At 30.0% G+C, this 17,694-nt stretch carries 17 protein-coding genes and 1 other RNA gene; 9 read left to right on the top strand and 9 right to left on the bottom strand.

Features of this window, described 5'->3' with window-relative positions; translation table 11 throughout:
* The first annotated feature begins 12 nt into the window (after positions 1-12).
* Positions 13-1,641 (top strand): multidrug ABC transporter permease/ATP-binding protein, encoded by a 1,629-nt coding sequence (locus tag CLCT_RS07425; RefSeq protein WP_149062740.1) that lies wholly within the window; start codon positions 13-15, stop codon positions 1,639-1,641.
* Positions 1,642-1,650: 9 nt separating this feature from the next.
* Positions 1,651-2,124, top strand: coding sequence for a GlcG/HbpS family heme-binding protein (locus tag CLCT_RS07420; protein ID WP_002783438.1), 474 nt, complete (start codon positions 1,651-1,653; stop codon positions 2,122-2,124).
* A gap of 23 nt (positions 2,125-2,147) precedes the next feature.
* On the opposite strand, the gene cgb is transcribed toward CLCT_RS07420, so the two are convergent.
* Complete coding sequence (gene cgb, locus CLCT_RS07415) at positions 2,148-2,576, bottom strand: single-domain globin Cgb (RefSeq protein WP_039668955.1); 429 nt, start codon at positions 2,574-2,576, stop codon at positions 2,148-2,150.
* Between the two features lie 189 nt (positions 2,577-2,765).
* Between cgb and CLCT_RS07410 the strand changes: the two genes are divergently transcribed.
* The 3 genes from CLCT_RS07410 to CLCT_RS07400 are packed head-to-tail and all read left to right on the top strand — an operon-like array spanning position 2,766 to position 6,351.
* Positions 2,766-3,770: an extracellular solute-binding protein gene (locus tag CLCT_RS07410; protein ID WP_149062739.1), complete on the top strand. Its 1,005-nt coding sequence runs from the start codon at positions 2,766-2,768 to the stop codon at positions 3,768-3,770.
* Between the two features lie 17 nt (positions 3,771-3,787).
* Entirely contained in the window at positions 3,788-5,371 is a 1,584-nt protein-coding gene (locus tag CLCT_RS07405) for an ABC transporter permease (RefSeq protein WP_149062738.1), read from the top strand.
* A complete protein-coding gene (locus CLCT_RS07400; protein WP_149062737.1) occupies positions 5,371-6,351 on the top strand; it encodes an ABC transporter ATP-binding protein in 981 nt (326 codons plus the stop codon). The genes CLCT_RS07405 and CLCT_RS07400 overlap by 1 nt, the downstream gene beginning before the upstream one ends.
* A gap of 71 nt (positions 6,352-6,422) precedes the next feature.
* On the opposite strand, the gene CLCT_RS07395 is transcribed toward CLCT_RS07400, so the two are convergent.
* On the bottom strand, positions 6,423-6,923 hold the full coding sequence (locus CLCT_RS07395; RefSeq protein ID WP_149062736.1) for a WG repeat-containing protein: 501 nt from the start codon (positions 6,921-6,923) through the stop codon (positions 6,423-6,425).
* Between the two features lie 203 nt (positions 6,924-7,126).
* Between CLCT_RS07395 and CLCT_RS07390 the strand changes: the two genes are divergently transcribed.
* A complete protein-coding gene (locus tag CLCT_RS07390) occupies positions 7,127-8,350 on the top strand; it encodes an HD domain-containing protein (protein WP_149062735.1) in 1,224 nt (407 codons plus the stop codon).
* Positions 8,351-8,354: 4 nt separating this feature from the next.
* On the opposite strand, the gene ffs is transcribed toward CLCT_RS07390, so the two are convergent.
* An RNA gene (gene ffs, locus CLCT_RS07385) (signal recognition particle sRNA small type) lies at positions 8,355-8,452 on the bottom strand.
* 52 nt (positions 8,453-8,504) lie between these two features.
* Here ffs and CLCT_RS07380 point away from each other — a divergent pair.
* On the top strand, positions 8,505-8,948 hold the full coding sequence (locus CLCT_RS07380; protein ID WP_039668951.1) for a hypothetical protein: 444 nt from the start codon (positions 8,505-8,507) through the stop codon (positions 8,946-8,948).
* Positions 8,949-8,958: 10 nt separating this feature from the next.
* Here CLCT_RS07380 and CLCT_RS07375 read toward each other — a convergent pair whose 3' ends face one another.
* Genes CLCT_RS07375 through CLCT_RS07360 form a run of 4 tightly spaced genes read right to left on the bottom strand, consistent with a single transcriptional unit; the run spans position 8,959 to position 13,622 of the window.
* Complete coding sequence (locus tag CLCT_RS07375; protein ID WP_149062734.1) at positions 8,959-10,584, bottom strand: flagellar hook protein FlgE; 1,626 nt, start codon at positions 10,582-10,584, stop codon at positions 8,959-8,961.
* Between the two features lie 4 nt (positions 10,585-10,588).
* Positions 10,589-11,602 carry a flagellar hook capping FlgD N-terminal domain-containing protein gene (locus CLCT_RS07880; protein WP_170230442.1) on the bottom strand — a complete coding sequence of 338 codons (1,014 nt, stop codon included), beginning with the start codon at positions 11,600-11,602 and terminating at the stop codon, positions 10,589-10,591.
* A 49-nt stretch (positions 11,603-11,651) separates the two neighbouring features.
* Entirely contained in the window at positions 11,652-13,280 is a 1,629-nt protein-coding gene (gene fliK / locus CLCT_RS07365; RefSeq protein ID WP_149062733.1) for a flagellar hook-length control protein FliK, read from the bottom strand.
* A 3-nt stretch (positions 13,281-13,283) separates the two neighbouring features.
* On the bottom strand, positions 13,284-13,622 hold the full coding sequence (locus CLCT_RS07360) for a hypothetical protein (RefSeq protein ID WP_149062732.1): 339 nt from the start codon (positions 13,620-13,622) through the stop codon (positions 13,284-13,286).
* 127 nt (positions 13,623-13,749) lie between these two features.
* Here CLCT_RS07360 and typA point away from each other — a divergent pair, with 127 nt between their 5' ends.
* Both typA and CLCT_RS07350 read left to right on the top strand, forming a co-directional pair.
* Positions 13,750-15,558, top strand: coding sequence for a translational GTPase TypA (gene typA, locus CLCT_RS07355; RefSeq protein WP_039668948.1), 1,809 nt, complete (start codon positions 13,750-13,752; stop codon positions 15,556-15,558).
* On the top strand, positions 15,558-16,190 hold the full coding sequence (locus tag CLCT_RS07350; protein WP_149062731.1) for a poly(A) polymerase: 633 nt from the start codon (positions 15,558-15,560) through the stop codon (positions 16,188-16,190). Before typA ends, CLCT_RS07350 begins: the two co-directional genes overlap by 1 nt.
* Positions 16,191-16,201: 11 nt before the next feature.
* Here CLCT_RS07350 and CLCT_RS07345 read toward each other — a convergent pair whose 3' ends face one another.
* Together CLCT_RS07345 and CLCT_RS07340 are read right to left on the bottom strand one after the other, a co-directional pair.
* Positions 16,202-16,942 carry a carbonic anhydrase alpha gene (locus CLCT_RS07345; protein ID WP_039668946.1) on the bottom strand — a complete coding sequence of 247 codons (741 nt, stop codon included), beginning with the start codon at positions 16,940-16,942 and terminating at the stop codon, positions 16,202-16,204.
* A gap of 104 nt (positions 16,943-17,046) precedes the next feature.
* Complete coding sequence (locus CLCT_RS07340) at positions 17,047-17,676, bottom strand: protein-L-isoaspartate(D-aspartate) O-methyltransferase (RefSeq protein ID WP_039669093.1); 630 nt, start codon at positions 17,674-17,676, stop codon at positions 17,047-17,049.
* Positions 17,677-17,694 lie beyond the last annotated feature (18 nt).

The following is a 17,694-nucleotide window of genomic DNA, read 5'->3' as shown; positions in this document are numbered from 1 at the left end:
AAAGGTATTATTGTGAGTTTTTTATGGATTTTATTTCAAGAAAATAAATTTAAAATTATTCTTTTTTTTCTTTTTAGTATTTTTACAAGTATATTGGGTGTCTTAACTTTGGTTTTCATTAATGAATTTTTATTAAAAGCGAATCTTGAAAATTCAATTATTATTGTGTATTTTATGCTTTTGTTGCTTGTGTTTTTTGCAAGTTCTTCTTTTGTGGAATTTTCTTTAAGTATTTTTGGACAAAATTTTATTTTTAAAATGCAAAGAAGGATTGTAAAACAAATTTTAGATACAAATATTTTGAGTATTTTAAATACTACTAAAGCAAAGATTTTGGCTTCTTTAAATAACGATGTGCGCAGTATTTCTTTTGGTCTTTTAAAACTCCCAGAATTTATACAATCAAGTGTTTTAATTATATGTACTAGTGCTTATATAGCTTATCTTTCTTTAGAAATTTTCTTTTTATGTTTGGTGTGGATTATTTGTGTTTTTTTGGTGGATAATTTTTTAATGAGTAAGGTATATTTTTATTTTAAAAATGCTAGGGAAAATGATGATGCCTTGCAGAAGAATTATCAAAATATTTTACAAGGCCATAAAGAATTAACTTTAAACCCATTAAGAGCGAAGTATTATTATGAAAATGAGTTTGAAAAAAATGCTCTAAAAAAGAAAAAAAGCTCCACTATGGGAAACATCTTGCATATTTTATCTAATAACTGGAGCAATAGTGCTATGTTAGCCTTGGTGGGTGTGGAATTTTATATGGCTTTAAACTATAAGTTTGCTAGTTTGCAAAGTGCTACAACTATTGCTTTAAGTATACTTTTTTTAAGAGCACCACTTGGAGCTATGATAGGAAGTTTTCCTACACTCATGATGGCAAAAATTGCTTTGGATAAAATTTTAAATTTAAATTTAGAAAACTATACACATGAGTTTAAGATTGGTCAAAGTAGTAAGGCTTGGCAAAAACTTTATTTTAAAAATGTATCCTTTGCTTATAATGAAAAATTTGCCTTAAAGCCTATAAATTTAGAGCTTAAAAAAGGCGAATGTGTATTTTTAATAGGTAAAAATGGTAGTGGAAAATCTACTTTTTCTATGATTTTAGCGGGACTTTTTACGGATTTTAAGGGAGATATTTTTTTAGATAATGAAAAAATTACCAAAAAAAATATTTATGAGTATAGAAGTTTAATTAGTGCTATTTTTAGTGATTTTCATTTATTTGAACATATTTTAGAAGATGATAAATTTAGTAAAGAGGATTTAGCGTATTGGCTCGAAATTTTAGAATTAAATGAGAAAGTAGAATTTATAGAAAATACTTTTAATACTATTAAACTTTCTGCAGGACAAAAAAAGCGTCTTGCTATGCTTAATGCTTTGCTTGAAAAAAGGGATATTTTGATCTTAGATGAGTGGGCAGCTGATCAAGATCCTATGTTTAGGAAGTTTTTTTATACTAAACTTTTGCCACTTTTAAAGCAAAAAGGTATTACTATATTTGCTATAACTCACGATGATGTGTATTTTGATATGGCTGATAGAATTTTACTTGCACAAAATGGTCAAATTTGTGAATTAAAAGGCGATATAAAAGAACTAGCAAAAAATGCGGTAGAAAAATTTTAAAGGAAAAAAATGAAAAAATTACTCATTTTATGTGTATTTTTAGGAGTAAGTTTAATGGCAAAATCTTTTGAGCTTGTAAAAGAGCCTGTGTTAACTACACAAATGGTTGAAGGAATTTTGGAGCTTGCAAAGAAAGAAGCAAGAAAAAATGGCTTTTATGTAAGTATTACTATAGTAGATAAATCTGGCCAAATTTTAGCAGTTTTAAGAGATGATAAGGCGGGCGTGCATACACTTAATGCTAGTTATAAAAAAGCTTATACGGCCACTTCACAAAAAAGAGAAACAGCGGTTATTTTTAAAGGTGTAAAAGATGGTAAAATACCTGAAGATATTCGTTATTTAGATGATAAGTTTTCCATTATGCCTGGTGGGGTGCCGATTTTTATAGATGGAGTTGTTGTTGGTGGTATAGGTGTGGGTGGAGCACACTTAGATGAGGATGTAAAAATAGCTAAAGCAGGGATAGCATTTTTAAAATAGGCTTTGAACATCAAAGCCTATGATTACTTAGCTTTTGCATAAATTTCTTTTTCAATGTCTATGTAAAATTGTGCGATAGCTTTGTAAGCTTCTTCCCAAGCTTTTAGTGTGGTTTCATCTGCATTTAATACTACTTTGATAGCTTTTAAAAGACAAGCGCCCACTATAGGATAGTGCTCTTCTTTAACATTTAATTTTGTATGGGTTATAGCTACTTTATCAACAAAGCTTCTCATATTTTCTAAATTTTCTACATTTTTTGCTGCCATTAAAATAGCCATTGCTAAAGCTTTTGGTTGCTCTCCTGAAGATTGTTTTTCCATATTAAACATAGGTTTTACTTCAGGGTATTCTTCAAACATGATTTTATAAAATTCTTTAGTTAAAACTTCACCATTTTTTTGTAAAACTGGTACACAGTCTTTGATGATTTGAATTTGTTCTTGAGTCATTTTTTCTCCTTTATATATTGCATTTTGGTGATTATATAAAAATGAGAGAATAAATATCTTGATTTATGTTAATTTTGTATTATTTTACTTTAAAATGATTATGTGTATCAATTTAAGTAAATATAAAGTGAATTATTAATATAATAATTCTTATCAATTTCAAAATTTAAAATTAAGGAAATTTATAAAATGAAAGCAAAAGTAGTTTTACTATCTTTACTAGCTGCTATGAGTTTAAGCGCTCAAGAGCTTACGATTTATTCTCATCGTCATTATGATTCTGATAAAGGAATTTTTAAATTATTTCAAGAAAAAACAGGCATTAGTGTAAATGTAGTGCAAGCTAAGGCTAATGAGCTTGCTAAAAGACTAGAGATTGAGGGTAAAAATTCAAAAGCGGATTTGTTTATGACTGCTGATGCGGGAAATTTAGAACAAGTTCGTACAAATAATCTTTTTGTATCAGTTAGCTCACCTGAGTTAGAAAAACTTTCACCAAAAGAATTAAGAGGTAAAAACAACGAATGGTATGCTTTTACAACAAGAGCAAGAATCATCATCGCTTCTAAAGATAGAATTAAAGATGGAGAGATTAAAACTTATGAGGATTTAACTGATCCTAAATTTAAAGGTAAAGTTTTAGTAAGAAGTTCAAATAATGTTTATAATATCTCTTTGCTAAGTGCTATGATCGATACTTTAGGCAAAGAAAAAGCAAAAGAATGGGCGCAAGGCATAGCAAATAATCTTGCACGTACTCCAAAAGGTGGGGATCGTGATCAAATTCGTGCAATCTATGCAAAAGAAGGTGATGTAGCTATATCAAATAGTTATTATCTAGGACACTTAGCAAATTCAAAAAATCCTAAAGATGTTGAAGCTGCAAATTCAGTAAAAGTGATTTTTCCAAACCAAGATAGCAGAGGAACGCATATTAATGTAAGTGGTATAGGTGTTTTAAAAACTTCTAAAAATAAAGAAGCTGCGGTTAAATTTATCGAGTTTATGCTTTCAAAAGAAGCACAAGAAATTTTAACAAATCAAAATTATGAGTATCCAGTAAACAAAGAAGTAAAACCTGCTAAAATTTTACAATCATGGGGTGAGTTTAAAATCGAAAAACCAAATTTTGAAGCTTACTGGGGTAATGCTAAAGAAGCTTTAATGATTTTTGATGAAGTTCAATGGAAATAGTTAAGGAAAAATAAAATTTGAAATTTTTAAGTCTAAGGTGGTCTTTTGCCACCTTTTTTTTCTGCAGTTTAATTATACTGCCTATACTTGCTATCATCTTACACCTTCCTTTTATAGATATTAACACCTTAAAACATTTGAGTAAAAATGTCTTGCCGCGTTATATTTTTGGTAGTGCTTTTATATTGTTTGGTACTTTAGTATTGTGTTTGATTATAGGTTTAGTTAGTGCCTATTTGATAGCTTTTTATAAATTTTTTGGCTCGAAATTTTTTGAATGGTTTTTGATTTTACCTTTGGCTATACCTTCTTATGTGATGGGTTTTGTTTGGATTGATTTATTTGAATTTCAAGGTTTAATTCCCACGCTTTTAGGGGTTGATAGGCGTATAGATATCATGAATGCATATGGTGTGATTGTGATTTTATCTTTTGCACTTTATCCTTATGTGTATTTTTTTGCTAAAAATACTTTTGCTTATGGACTTGGAAATATCATTTTAAGTGCTAAAACACTTAAGGCTTCTAATTTAAAAACATTTTTTAAAGTGATTTTACCATTTTGCCGTGTGGGTATAGTGGGTGCTTTACTATTGGTGGCTATGGAGGTTTTGAGTGATTATGGCTTGGTGGCGTATTTTGGTGTAGATACTTTTAGCGCAGGAATTTTTAGAACATGGGGAAGTGGTGGTGATGAAGTCAGTGCTGTGGCTTTGAGCGTGGCTTTGCTTGTATTTATTGCACTTTTAATGCTTTTAGAAAAAATGCAAAGAGGCAAAAAAGGCTTTAATCAAAATGTATTTTTACCTACTCCAAAAGATGAGTTAAAAGGCATTAAGGCGTTTTTAGCCTTTTTATGGTGTTTTTTGGTAGCATTTTTTGCCTTTGTCGTGCCTATTATGTGGCTTGTTTATTGGGCTGGGTTTGATTTTATGCAAAATTTAAGTAATGTCTTAATACCTGCATTTTATAGTCTTAGTGTGGCTTTGGTGAGTTCTTTTGCCATTGTAGGGGTGGCATTTTATTTGTGTTTTGTAGTGCGTTTAAATGACACAAAAGCTTCTAAAATCACCCTTTGGCTTACTACTTTGGGGTATTCTTTACCTGGGGCTGTGGTAGCTGTGGGAATTTTAGTGATTTTGGGTGTGTTAAATTATATTTTTGATCTTTTGTCTTTTGAATATGCCATAGGTGGTGGATTTTTAGTACTGTTTTTTGGATATTTTGTAAGATTTTTAGCTTCTGGAATTTTTGCTACACAATCAGGCTATGAGCGAATTTCTAAAAATATAGACTATGCAAATTTAACCTTAAAATCAAAACCATTTAAAATTTTTACTCAAATTCATTTTCCTTTGATGAAGCATTACTTGGCTTTGGCTATAGTGATTATTTGTGTAGATATTTTAAAAGAATTGCCTATTTCAACTATACTTTCACCTTCAGGTTTTCAAACACTTTCATCACTTGTATTTGCTTATAGTGAAAATGAATTAATTTATAATGTTTCTTTACCATCTTTGATTATAGTGTTATTTGGGATTATCCCCACATTTTTAATGCATTATTTGCAAAATAAAAACAACCAAAAAGGACAATAATGGAAATCTTAAAAATTGACAATCTTTACAAATCTTTTGGAAAAACAGAAGTTCTAAAAGGAATTTCTTTGAGTTTAAAAGAAGGTGAGATTATCAGTATTTTGGGAGAAAGTGGTTGTGGTAAGAGCTCTTTGCTTGGTTGTATAGCAGGTTTTTTTGAAATCAATGATGGTAATATTTATATAGGGGATAAACTAGTTGCTTCTAAGAGTGTGTATTTAGCCCCTCAAGAGCGTGATGTGGGGGTTTTGTTTCAAGATTATGCTTTGTTTCCGCACTTAAATGTAGAAGAAAATATATGCTTTGGTATAAGTTTTTTAAGTAAAAACGAGCAAAAACAAAGGCTTGATCAGGTTTTAGAAATTTTAAATTTAAATACACTTTTAAAACGCTACCCAAATGAGCTAAGCGGTGGGCAAGCCCAAAGAGTAGCATTAGCAAGAACCATAGTCGCAAGGCCAAAAATCATACTTTTTGATGAGCCTTTTTCAAATTTAAATCACACTTTAAGCGTTAAAATGCGCAAAGAAATCAAAAATATCTTAAAAGAGCATAAGCTTAGTGCTATTTTTGTCACACATGATAAAGACGATGCTTTTTATTTATCAGATAATATCGCTTTGATTAAGGATGAGAAAATTTTAGACTATGGAAGTGCTAAAGAGCTTTTTTATAAGCCTAAAAATATAGATAGCGCTTGCTTTTTGGGGGAAGCATTTTTTATAGATCCAAATACAATTTTAGATGAGAAATTCAAAGCATATTTGCAAAGTAAAAATGGTATTTTACGCCCTAATGATATACAAATTTCAGTAACACAAACCTCTTTAAAAGCCAGTGTTTTAGAATGCGTGTTTTATGGGGATTTTTATGAGATAAGTGTAAGTTTGGAAGGACATATTTTTAGCATTTATCATCATAAAGAACTTAGTAAAAATGATGAAATTTATCTTAAGTTAAGTGATATAGAAAGTTTTTAATTTGCTAAAATTATAATGAGTATGCGAAAATAAAAGTTCTAGTAATTGGAATAATATCAAATTTATATTTGCTATTTTATAATGTTTCCACTAGTATCTACAAAACCCCATTTTCCATTTAACTGAACTATTGCGGCTTTATTATAAAAACTCTCTACTTCATCAAATATAGGATTTATAACAATTTCCCCTTTATTGTTTATAAACCCCCATTTTTCATTTAGTTTTATATCTGCAAGTCCTTCGTTAAAATTTCCCGCATAATCAAATTTAGGCTTTATTATAAATTCTCCATTTGTGTCAATAAAACCCCATTTGTCATTTATTAAAACCGATATCAAATTTTCGTAAAAACCATTCGTATCGTCAAATTTTGGTTCAGTTATAATTTTTCCGTTTTTGTCAGAGAAACCATACTTATTACCTATTTGAATAGTTATAAAATTTTCATTAAGGTGACTAATATAGTCATATATTGGGCTTATTATAAAATCTCCATTTTTATTTATTAAGCCCCACTTGCCATTGAGTTTTACTGTTGCTATATCATTGTAAAAAAAACAAAACTTCATCAAAAATCGGCCACATCATTTTTTTACCATTTATATTTACAAAACCTTGTTCGTTGTTTAATTTAATCATGGTAGAACCTCGTATTTATGTTGATGATAAGTTTTAAAGATTATTTTACAATAAAATATCAAATCACAATATCAAAATAAAATTTGCTAAAGATTATAAAATAAAGTAAAATCACAGCAAAAAAAGGAAATAAATGATTAGTGTAGAATTAATAGAGCATATTTTTAAGGCCGCTTCTATATCAAGGTGGAATGATTATCCTAGAATGACAAATTTAGTTGAGCTTGATAAACAAGCGCATAAATTCATCATTGCTTATTTCATTGCTAAAATGGAAAAAGATGTTAATATGCGTTTTATCATAGAAGCGGGGATTTTTGAGTTTTTAAGCAGGGTAGTAGTGACTGATATACGCCCTGATGTGTACCATGAAATAACACGTGCAAAAAATGAGCAAGTAAGTGCTTGGGTGTTAAGTAAAATCGCACCGATGATTCAAGATATTGAAAATGGTGCATTTTTAAAACGCTATGAGCTTTTTTTGCAAGGTAAAGATTATGCAAAAGAAAGGCTTATTTTAAAAGCCGCTTCGTATTTTGCGACAAGGTGGGAGTTTAATATAGTTTATCAAACTAGCTCATTTTTAAGTGATATCGATGAGATTAAAGCTAAAGTTGAAGAAGAATTAGAAGATTATTATGAATTAATTGGCGCAAGAAAAATAGCCCTTAATCAAAAAATTTCTAAAATAATTGATTTAAGTGGGCGTTTGCGTTTTCAAAAAAGATGGGCGCAAACTCCAAGGATTCCAGAAACTGCGGTTTTGGGACATATGCTTGTTGTGGCTATTTTATCTTATTTTTATTCTTTAGAAGTAAAAGCATGTGATGGTAGGATAGAAAGTAATTTTTATTGTGCTTTGTTCCATGATTTACCTGAAAGTTTAACTAGAGATATCATCTCTCCGGTAAAATATGGTATAGATGGTTTAAATGAGATCATCAATGAGTATGAAATGAAGCTTATTAATGAGAAAATTTTACCTTTTATACCACTATCTTTTAGAGAAGAATTTAGCTATATACTTGGTATTAGAGAGGGGCAAACTGAAGAAAGCGCCTTTGTAAAAAATGAATTTGAAAATCGTATTTTTAATAACAAGCCAAGCGTTTATAGCGGTAGTTTGGATGCGGTCAATGAGGATCGTTATAAGGCTATTGATGGAAAGGCTTTGAAGCATTGTGATAAATTAGCAGCTTTTATAGAAGCGGCTTTATCAATTAGTTATGGAGTAAAGTCTAAAGAGCTTGAAAGCGGTTTTGTGGGAATGTATGAGTATTTTAAAACAAATCCGACTATTAATGGGGTAAATTTCTTTAGAATTTGTGAGGATATTAAAGGGTATTTTAAATTTTAAAAACCCTCCCCCAGATGACTGCGGCACACACTAAGTTTAAGTGCTCTGCTGTGTTCCCACCCTGAAGCGGTGCTTAAAAATAGCATTGCACAGGTCTAAGAGAAGGCAGTTGAAATAATATCTTAAAATATCTTAAAAAACATTGAGGTGAAGTATGTTGAATATATTTGCAAACTTTTTATCTAAATTTAGAGAATTTTTTGTTCCTAGTCATTTGTCTTTAGAATTTAGAGCAAAATCTTTTGCTGCTATTATTGTGGCAAATAAAACTATAAAAACAGAAATTTGGCAAGTTTTGGCTGATATTGCAAGTGAAGTTTATCCAAATGATAAAAGTAGGCAGGCTATTTTAGTGCAAACTTCTAAAGAATATGTGGATAGAGTTTTAAAAAATGAGCTTAGTTTGGATACTTTGCTTAAAAATATTGCTTCACTTTTAAAGAAAAATCCAAGATATGCAAAAAAGATTAATTTTCATAGACTTGAGCGTTTGATGGATAAAAATGAAGAAGAAGCTTTAGTGCAACTTAGGGTGTATGAGTTTTTTGAGCAAGAAATAAAATATATTTTGGAAAAAAATTCAAAAGAACCATCATGAAAGGCTAAAATTAGCGTTTCATGTTGATTGCTTTTTGTATCATTTGATCAGCTGTTGTGATACTTTTACTACTTGAATCATAAGCTTTTTGCAAAGTGATTAAGTTTGTAAAGGCTACGGATAAATCTACATTTGATTGCTCTAAATAAGAGCCTTTAAAGGTTGCTGTGCTGAAATTTCCATTATTATCAAGTAAAAAGGTTGGATTACCGCTATTTCCTGTTTGTCCATAAAGATTTTCTCCTAGCTTTTCTAAACCTTGTTCATTGGTAAAATTAAACAAAGCAAGTTTTGCCATAGCTATTTGATCACCATTGGTAAAAGTGGCGATGATAGTACCATCTGTGTTGATAGAATAATTATTTAAAAACCCTTCACCTTTGCCATCTGTTTGTGTGTGTACTGAAGGCTGTTTATTTTTTAAAGCATGAAGTCCATCATAACCTGAATTTGGTATGTTTGGATCATAATAAGAACCAAGGTTTATATTGACTTTTGTCCCATTATTATCAACCGAGTTTAGAGTGCTAGATACCAAAGCTCCAGCTTCATTAAAGGTGATTAAACCTTCGGTAGTTCCACCTATTTTATTGCCATCATTATCATATACTTGAGCAACCGCTTTGTATTCTAAATCTGTGCCATTTTGCGGTAAAACTCTATCTAATTTAACCTTAACCCAACTAGTAGAACCATCAGGATTAATTAATTTTGCAGAAAGTTCTGTGCTATCAGCTACTTCTTTTTCTACACTTAAATGAGATGATTCTAACTTAGCTGTTTCTAAATCTACTTTATCTAGTTTTTGATTGTCAATACTAAAAGCCAAATTTTCATCTAAAGTAGCTTGTAATGTTTGACTAGCACCTTTTTCATCAGTAATTTTAAAATATATAGTATCACCAGGCTTTAAACCAAAAATTTGCTCATCTTTTACACTACCTGAAATTTTTACACTACCATCTTCATTTTTGCTAAAATCAAATTTAGAAGCATCTACATCTATATTCACTGCTTCTGTTTTGGTGCTTGTGTCTAAATTCCCACTCCAAGTGATATTTTGTGTTGGTTGAGGTGGTAAATAAAGATTTTTAGGCACAGAAATAGGTCCTTGGGTATTAATTCCACCTATTTGGAAATTTTCCCCAGGTGTTCCACTCCAAGCTGTGGTAACTTTTTGTCCCATAACTTGACCAAACATATTAGAAACCCTATCGCTTAGCTGAATTTCTTTTAATGATGGATTCATAGTCCCAAGCACATAATTACCATTTGAATCTACTAAAAATCCGTTTGCATCAGGTTTAAAAGCACCATTTCTAGTATAATAAACTCCATTGGCATTACTTACACCAAAAAAGCCCTTTCCGGCAATAGCCACATCAAATTCATTATCAGTAGAAACTAGTGGTCCTTGTTCAAAAACATCATTTGTAGCTCCTGCTACACTACCATAACCAGTTTGACCTTTGTTGTATGATTGGGTTGTAACAGTGCTGTAAAATACATCTTTAAATGCTACATCGGAGTATTTAAAACCAACCGTATTGACATTACTTATATTATGAGCAGTATTGTCTATACCATAACTTTGGGATTTTACCCCATTTACTCCATTGTAAAATGCTGTAAACATGATTTTATCCTGTAATTTCTTTAATATCTTCCCATTTAACCCAGCTACCGCCCATACCAACTAGAGCTTCACCATCTTCAAATTTAACACCAGTGATAGGGTAGGCACCATAAGTTGAGTTAACTGTTGTTCCATCTTCACCTATGTAACTTGCTCTTACATAGTATTTGCCAGATGGCACAGGGTTTCCGCTGTCATCTGTTCTATCCCAAACAATCTGTTTCATACCTGCAGTCATATCTTTAACTTTCATTGTTCTTACAGGATCACCTGCTTCATTATAAATAGTAAATGTTACAGGCTCGCTATCTGATTTATAAGCTGAATCAATCTTGGCTGTCTTGATATCAACACTTGGGGTATGTCCTATTATTTTAAAGGTTTGATCCTCACCAACTACTGCTTTAACAGTTTCTTCTTGGCCTTTATCATCAACTAATTTTACATATACAGTTTCCCCAGGGCCTGCTATTTCTTTATCTACCTTACCTGTAATGTCTAGTTTATCTTCGCCATTTTTCTTAAGTTCAAAACCTTCAGTGTCAATATCAGTCTTTTTACCTTTTTGTGGTTCTTTTGGTAAATACATATTAATTTGAAATTGTATATCATCATCTGCTACTACAAGATAGTCATCTTTAACTGTTGCAAGTTTCCCAACCGCAGCTAATGCACTCATACCAGTACTTGCTGCAATAGAATTTTGCAATTTAGCCATCGCATCTACTAGTTGAGTCATAGTTTTATTGGTGTTATCTTGCATTTCAAGTGCTGAAAGTTGTGCTGTTTGGGTAAGCATTTTTTCAGTATCCATAGGATCAGTTGGATCTTGGTGTTGAAGTTCTATCAAAAGAAGCTTTAAAAACGCATCCTTGTCAAGTTCTGCTCCAGGATTATAAACCAATCCATTATCTTCGCTACTTTCTCCGGCTCTAGTGTTTCCTTTTGCATTTGGCATATCTTTAGTATTGAGTGTTGCTAAAGGACCTTGAAGAGTTTGTGTATTTATATTTGACATAAAAATCCTTTTTATATGTTTTTAAGGCTTAAAGCAAAAAATATTCCATTTAAAAATATTTTGCTAAAACCATTTCTAAGCTCGGCTTTTCTTGAATTTCTTTTTCTAAATTCACCTTATTTTCTTTATTATTGTTTTTTTGTTTTTGTTGATTATTTTGTTCTTTTCTTTCTTGATTATTAAAATTCATTTCTAAATTTGTAAATCCCATGTTTACAAGAGCGTTTTTAAACTCAGCTTGATGTTGTATGAAAAGATTTAAAGTATTTTGATTGGAATTAAAGCTGATGTTTAGATTAGATCCTCTTTGGACTAAGGTAACTTCTACTTCTCCAAGATTGTGTGGATTTAAAGTTATACTAAAGCGAGTTATAGGTGCTTTATAACTTTCTAGTTTGTCCTTAAATTCTTGGGCAAAATCGTTGAAAGTTTCTTTTATAGGAATATTTTGATTTTTCACAAAATTACTAGAAACTCTATTCATCTCTTTTATGTAAGAATTTAAATTTTCTTCATTATGATCACTATCATCTTTTGTAGATTCTTTAGTGTTTTTGAAAATATCGTTAAAAACATCTGTGTTCTGAGTGTTTTTTTCTGTTTTTAATTGTTTTTCTTGAGGATTTAATAAATTTTCTAAATTAATTTTTAAATCTTGATTTTGTAAATTTTGAGTATTTTTTGTATTTGTTAACTCAGCTTTTAAGTCTTTTGAATTTTCTAAAACAGAACTTATTTTTTTATTAAAACTATCTTCACTAGTAGTTAGTTTTTCATTTTTTAATATTTCTTTAAAATCTATTTTTTCTTTATCTTTAATTTCTTTTTTTAAGTTTGAATTTTGAGTTAAATTGATGAGTTCAATATCATTTAATTTATCATTTTTATTAATATTTTTTATATTTTTTGTTTCTTTGTTATCTTGATTTTTTTCTATAAATTTTTCTTTAAAATCTATATTTTGAATATTTTCTTTTACTTTTACATCTTTTTTTGGAAGCTCTATGTTTTTTAAAGCAGAAGAAAGTAAAGAAACACCTTCGTTTTCTTTGCTTTTTATATTTTTATTGGTATTTGGTTTTTCTTTTAAAAGCTTGGTAATTTTTTGATTGATTAAATCTTGAAAAACATTAGTATTGTTTTGTTTTGTATTTTCAAAAAAACCTTTTTTATCAAGATTTGGAAAAGCTTCTTTTAAATCTTTGATTTGTTCAAATTTTATATTTTTTATATTTAATCCAAGTTCTTTTGCTATATTAAAAAGTTCATTGATATTTTTTATATTTTTTAACTTGTGTAGGTTTTTTTCAAGAGCTAAAATAGCAGTATTATCTTGGATAAATTTGTTTAATTTTATATCCTTGCTATCACTTTGTAAAACTTCTAGTAAAGAAAGAATTTGCATAAAATTTGCACCTTCAAAAAGCTTTAGAGCATCCTTTTCGTCTAGTTGAGCTTTATCATCAATGGTTTCTTTTAAGCTTTCGTTTTTATTTTCTTTTTGTGGTGCTTTAAAGTCTTTTGGTAAACTTCCATCTTTTTCATCTATAGCTTGCAATAGTGAATGTAAAAATTCTTCTCCATTACTATTTGAATTAGTACTTTCTTTACTAGGATTTTCATTTTGTGGAGCGATGCTTAGTAAGTTTAAAGCATCGCTAGCTTGGATATTTGACATTAATTAACCTACCAAAAAATTATTTTTTGCTAAATTTGGAAATAAATTTTGCAATTGTGCTGCACAATCAATTTTTAAATTTTCATGAGAAAGATTAAAGTTTTTAAATATTACTAGCAATTCTTCTATATTTTTAGCATTTAAAACCGCATTTTCATTATGAGCATCATCTAAAATTTCACTTACTTTGCTTGAAAGTTTTGCATAGTTTAGTTCTTTTTCTTCGTTTGAATTTACAACTTCTAAATAATTTAAAAGTTCCATAAAATGCTTACTATTTAAAACTGAAGTTCCTTGTTTTTCTAAGTTAGCTTTAAAGATTTGAGTTCCTAGGTTTGACATATTTTTCTCCTTAAAAATAATTCTTAGCCAAAATAAAAGCAACAAGTGTTCCAATTTGGCAATCTTAATTTTTAAGCAATTTTTTTATATAATATTAGATTTTAAATTTAAGACTTTGGAGAAAAACTTGGACAATATTAGAAATATAGCTGTTATAGCTCACGTTGACCATGGAAAAACAACAATGGTAGATGAGCTTTTAAAACAATCAGGAACCTTTAGTGAACGCGAGCAAATAGCAGAGCGTGTGATGGATAGTAATGATATAGAAAAAGAAAGAGGTATTACTATACTTTCTAAAAATACTGCTATTAATTATAAAGGCACCAAAATAAATATCATAGACACTCCAGGTCATGCTGATTTTGGCGGTGAGGTTGAGCGTGTGTTAAAAATGGTTGATGGAGTTTTGCTTTTGGTTGATGCGCAAGAAGGTGTTATGCCTCAAACTAAATTTGTGGTAAAAAAAGCTTTATCTTTAGGGCTTAAACCTATTGTTGTTATTAATAAAATCGACAAACCAGCTGCCGATCCTGAAAGAGTAATTAATGAAATTTTTGATCTTTTTGTGGCTTTAGAAGCAAATGATGAACAACTTGATTTTGCTGTAGTTTATGCAGCTGCTAAAAATGGTTACGCAAAACTTGCACTTGAAGATGAAAGTGCTAATATGGAGCCATTGTTTAAGACTATACTTGAGCGCGTACCTGCTCCAAGCGGTAGTGATGAAAACCCTTTACAGCTTCAAGTTTTTACTCTAGGTTATGATAATTTCGTTGGTAAAATAGGAATTGCAAGAATTTTTAATGGTAAAGTAAAGAAAAATCAAAATGTAATGCTTGCTAAGGCAGATGGTTCTAAAATCAATGGAAGAATTTCAAAACTTATTGGTTTTATGGGTCTTGAAAAAATGGACATCGATGAGGCAGGAACAGGTGATATTGTAGCAATTGCAGGTTTTGAAGCTTTAGATGTAGGAGATAGTGTGGTAGACCCAAACAACCCTATGCCGCTTGATCCTTTACATATAGAAGAACCAACTTTAAGCATAGTATTTTCAGTAAACGATGGTCCCTTAGCAGGTACTGAAGGCAAGCATGTAACTTCAAATAAAATCGCAGAACGTCTAGAAGCTGAGATGAAAACTAATATTGCCATGAAATATGAAAGCACAGGCGAGGGTAAATTTAAAGTAAGCGGAAGAGGTGAACTTCAAATAACTATCTTGGCTGAAAATATGCGTAGAGAAGGTTTTGAGTTTTGCATGGGAAGACCTGAAGTTATCGTTAAGGTAGAAGATGGAGTTAAAACAGAACCATTTGAGCATTTAGTAATTGATGTACCTGATGATTTTACTGGGGTTGTGATTGAAAAATTAGGTAAAAGAAAAGCTGAAATGAAAACTATGACACCAACTGGAGATGGTCAAACAAGGCTTGAGTTTGAAATTCCTGCGCGTGGGCTTATAGGATTTAGATCACAATTTTTAACAGATACTAAAGGCGAGGGTGTGATGAACCACAGCTTTTTAGAGTTTCGTCCATTTAGCGGAGCAGTTGAAAAAAGAAATAATGGCGCGTTAATCTCTATGGAAAATGGTGTTGCACTAGGGTATTCTTTATTTAATTTGCAAGATAGAGGGGTATTGTTTATTGATCCTCAAACAAAAGTATATACAGGTATGATTATAGGCGAGCATTCTCGTCCAAATGATTTAGATGTTAATCCTATTAAGGGAAAAAATTTAACTAATGTTAGAGCAAGTGGTAGCGATGATGCAATTAAGCTTGTACCACCTAGAAAATTAAGCCTTGAAAGAGCGTTAGAGTGGATAGAAGAAGATGAGCTTGTAGAGGTTACTCCGCAAAATATTAGAGTTAGAAAAAGATATCTTGATCCTACTCAAAGAAAAAGAATGGAAAAGGCTAAGTCTTAATGGATTTTGAAGCCATAAGACAAGCTTTAAATAAAAGACTCAAAGCTTTGCAAATTTTAGCATTTGTTGAAGCTTTGGTTATATTTTTTCTTGCTTTTCAATTTAGTAAAGACGTGATTATAGCTTTGTTTTTTGCTGTTTTAGCGGGAGTTTTGTTTTTTAGAATTTTAGGAAGAAAGCTTATGTGGGGACGCAATGAGCTTGTGTTTAAAATGTGTGAGGAATTTTTAAAACAAAATAATGCTAAATTTGATAAACAAGGTTTTGATCAAAAAGATTTTGAAAAAATTGCTTTTGATTTTTCTTTAAAAACTTATCATTCTCAAAATTCTTTTGTTTTTGATGATTTTATTCTTTATGATGTGAAATTTAAAGATGAATTTGGGAATTTCTTTTGCGGAATTTTGCTTTATAGCAAGAAATTAAAAGAAGATATTAACTCAAGTGAAAGTATTTTTGAGAAAGTAAAGAATAAAGAATTTTCCACACAAAGAGTTTTAAAAAAAGATGATTATTTACTCATAGCTAGCCTGAAAAATCCTTTTTTTGCTGATTTAAAAATATCTTGTGAGTTAAATTTTAAACTTTTTAGAGCTAATTTAGAAAAAATTCAAGTTTTTATACATGATTAAGCAAGCTATGCTTAATCATTTTGTTCTAGATTATTAATTTCTTGTATTTTTAAATTCTCATTTTTTCCCATTAAATTTTGTATGATTTGGATTTGCTCTTTAGAGGCATAGCTTATATCTTTTAAAACTATCCAAGTGATTTTTTGATTACAAGGCTTGTTGAGTTTATTTTTAAAGATATAAAAAGATTGAAGATTATTTGGTAATAACTCATTGGCGCTTAAGCCTTGAACATAAAGTTTATCGCCTTCTTTTCTAGGAAAAGCACGGATGATTTTTTTAATAAAAGGATTTTCCACACCTTCTTGTAAAAACAGCACAACCACTGTTATATCACCTTTTTGACTTACATGGCTAAAATGAATTTCTAAAGGATAAGATTTTTTATTAATAGAAATTTTTGATGGGCTATGAAAGTGAAAATGAGATAAATTATAAGCTGTATTATCTAGTATGATATGGCTTCCATTACTTGCAAAATGCATTTTTATAGTATAACCATCATTCATTAAACCAAAAGAGTCATTTGAATAGTTAAATTCTAAAGGATGATTTTTGCTTGTAGCTTTTTTGCTGTTTATATTAATAAAATCTTGATTTAATCCACTTTCACAATAAATCCAGTTTTTATCTAAATTTTTCCATTTATCTTTGTCTATAAAATTTCCATGCGAGGTATTTTGAGGTATTTGCTCGTAGGCAAAAAGCATGCTAGTGGTAAATAAACCAAAAAGTATTTTTTTAAAGCTCATAATATTCCTTTTTAATATAATTATAAAAAAATATCCCCTATAAAAAGCTTATGTTTAAAAATAATTATATTAAAATTAAATATTTATCCTAAAAATTAGTAGGATTATTCTTTACCGTCTTTGATGGGCACAAAAAGACATTCATCTAAAACTTCTTTACTAATCTCGCCATCTTTTTTGGTAAATTTAGTGATAAATTGTTGATTTCCTATGAGTAAAGGAGCTACTAAAATTCCATTGTTTTCAAGTTGATCAAATAATACATTTGGAATATGCTCTATATAAGCTGAGAGTAAAATTCTATCATAAGGTGCATAATTTTTCCAACCATTTTGTCCATCATCAAATTTTACATGGATATTGGTATAGTTTAGTTTTTTAAATTTTTCTATAGCACTAATTGCAAGTTTTTCAATGCGCTCTATGGTAAAAACTCTTCTAATGAGTTTGCTTAAAATTGCAGCTTGATACCCGCTACCACAACCTATTTCTAAAACACTATCAGCATCTTTAAAATCAAGTGCCATAGTCATTTTGGCTACGGTTAAAGGCGAGCTTATCCATTGGTTACCCATTAAAGGAAGCGCATCAAGTCTATAAGCATGCATTTTTAAAGGTGAAAAAATTTCTCTTGGAGTGGAACAAAAAGCTTCAAATAATTCTTCATTGATGAAAGTATTTTTACGAATTTCCTCTGCCATGGTTTGACATTGTTTTTGTTCAAATATATGAATCAATAAGCACCCCTTGAT

Origin of the sequence: Campylobacter lari subsp. concheus (assembly GCF_008245025.1) — a bacterium.
Classification (GTDB): Bacteria; Campylobacterota; Campylobacteria; order Campylobacterales; family Campylobacteraceae; genus Campylobacter_D; species Campylobacter_D concheus.
The sequence above is the reverse complement of the archived record's forward strand: the minus strand, read 5'-3'. Positions and strand labels throughout refer to the sequence as shown.

Bases quoted from the DNA above. Each gene is read 5' to 3' on its own strand.
- CLCT_RS07350 (WP_149062731.1), top strand. From the start codon at position 15,558: ATGGATTTTGAAGCCATAAGACAAGCTTTAAATAAAAGACTCAAAGCT.
- CLCT_RS07360 (WP_149062732.1), bottom strand. From the start codon at position 13,622: ATGTCAAACCTAGGAACTCAAATCTTTAAAGCTAACTTAGAAAAACAA.
- fliK (WP_149062733.1), bottom strand. From the start codon at position 13,280: ATGTCAAATATCCAAGCTAGCGATGCTTTAAACTTACTAAGCATCGCT.
- CLCT_RS07400 (WP_149062737.1), top strand. From the start codon at position 5,371: ATGGAAATCTTAAAAATTGACAATCTTTACAAATCTTTTGGAAAAACA.
- cgb (WP_039668955.1), bottom strand. From the start codon at position 2,576: ATGACTCAAGAACAAATTCAAATCATCAAAGACTGTGTACCAGTTTTA.
- CLCT_RS07345 (WP_039668946.1), bottom strand. From the start codon at position 16,942: ATGAGCTTTAAAAAAATACTTTTTGGTTTATTTACCACTAGCATGCTT.
- CLCT_RS07390 (WP_149062735.1), top strand. From the start codon at position 7,127: ATGATTAGTGTAGAATTAATAGAGCATATTTTTAAGGCCGCTTCTATA.
- CLCT_RS07395 (WP_149062736.1), bottom strand. From the start codon at position 6,923: ATGAAGTTTTGTTTTTTTTACAATGATATAGCAACAGTAAAACTCAAT.
- CLCT_RS07880 (WP_170230442.1), bottom strand. From the start codon at position 11,602: ATGTCAAATATAAATACACAAACTCTTCAAGGTCCTTTAGCAACACTC.
- CLCT_RS07420 (WP_002783438.1), top strand. From the start codon at position 1,651: ATGAAAAAATTACTCATTTTATGTGTATTTTTAGGAGTAAGTTTAATG.
- CLCT_RS07375 (WP_149062734.1), bottom strand. From the start codon at position 10,584: ATGTTTACAGCATTTTACAATGGAGTAAATGGGGTAAAATCCCAAAGT.
- CLCT_RS07380 (WP_039668951.1), top strand. From the start codon at position 8,505: ATGTTGAATATATTTGCAAACTTTTTATCTAAATTTAGAGAATTTTTT.
- CLCT_RS07410 (WP_149062739.1), top strand. From the start codon at position 2,766: ATGAAAGCAAAAGTAGTTTTACTATCTTTACTAGCTGCTATGAGTTTA.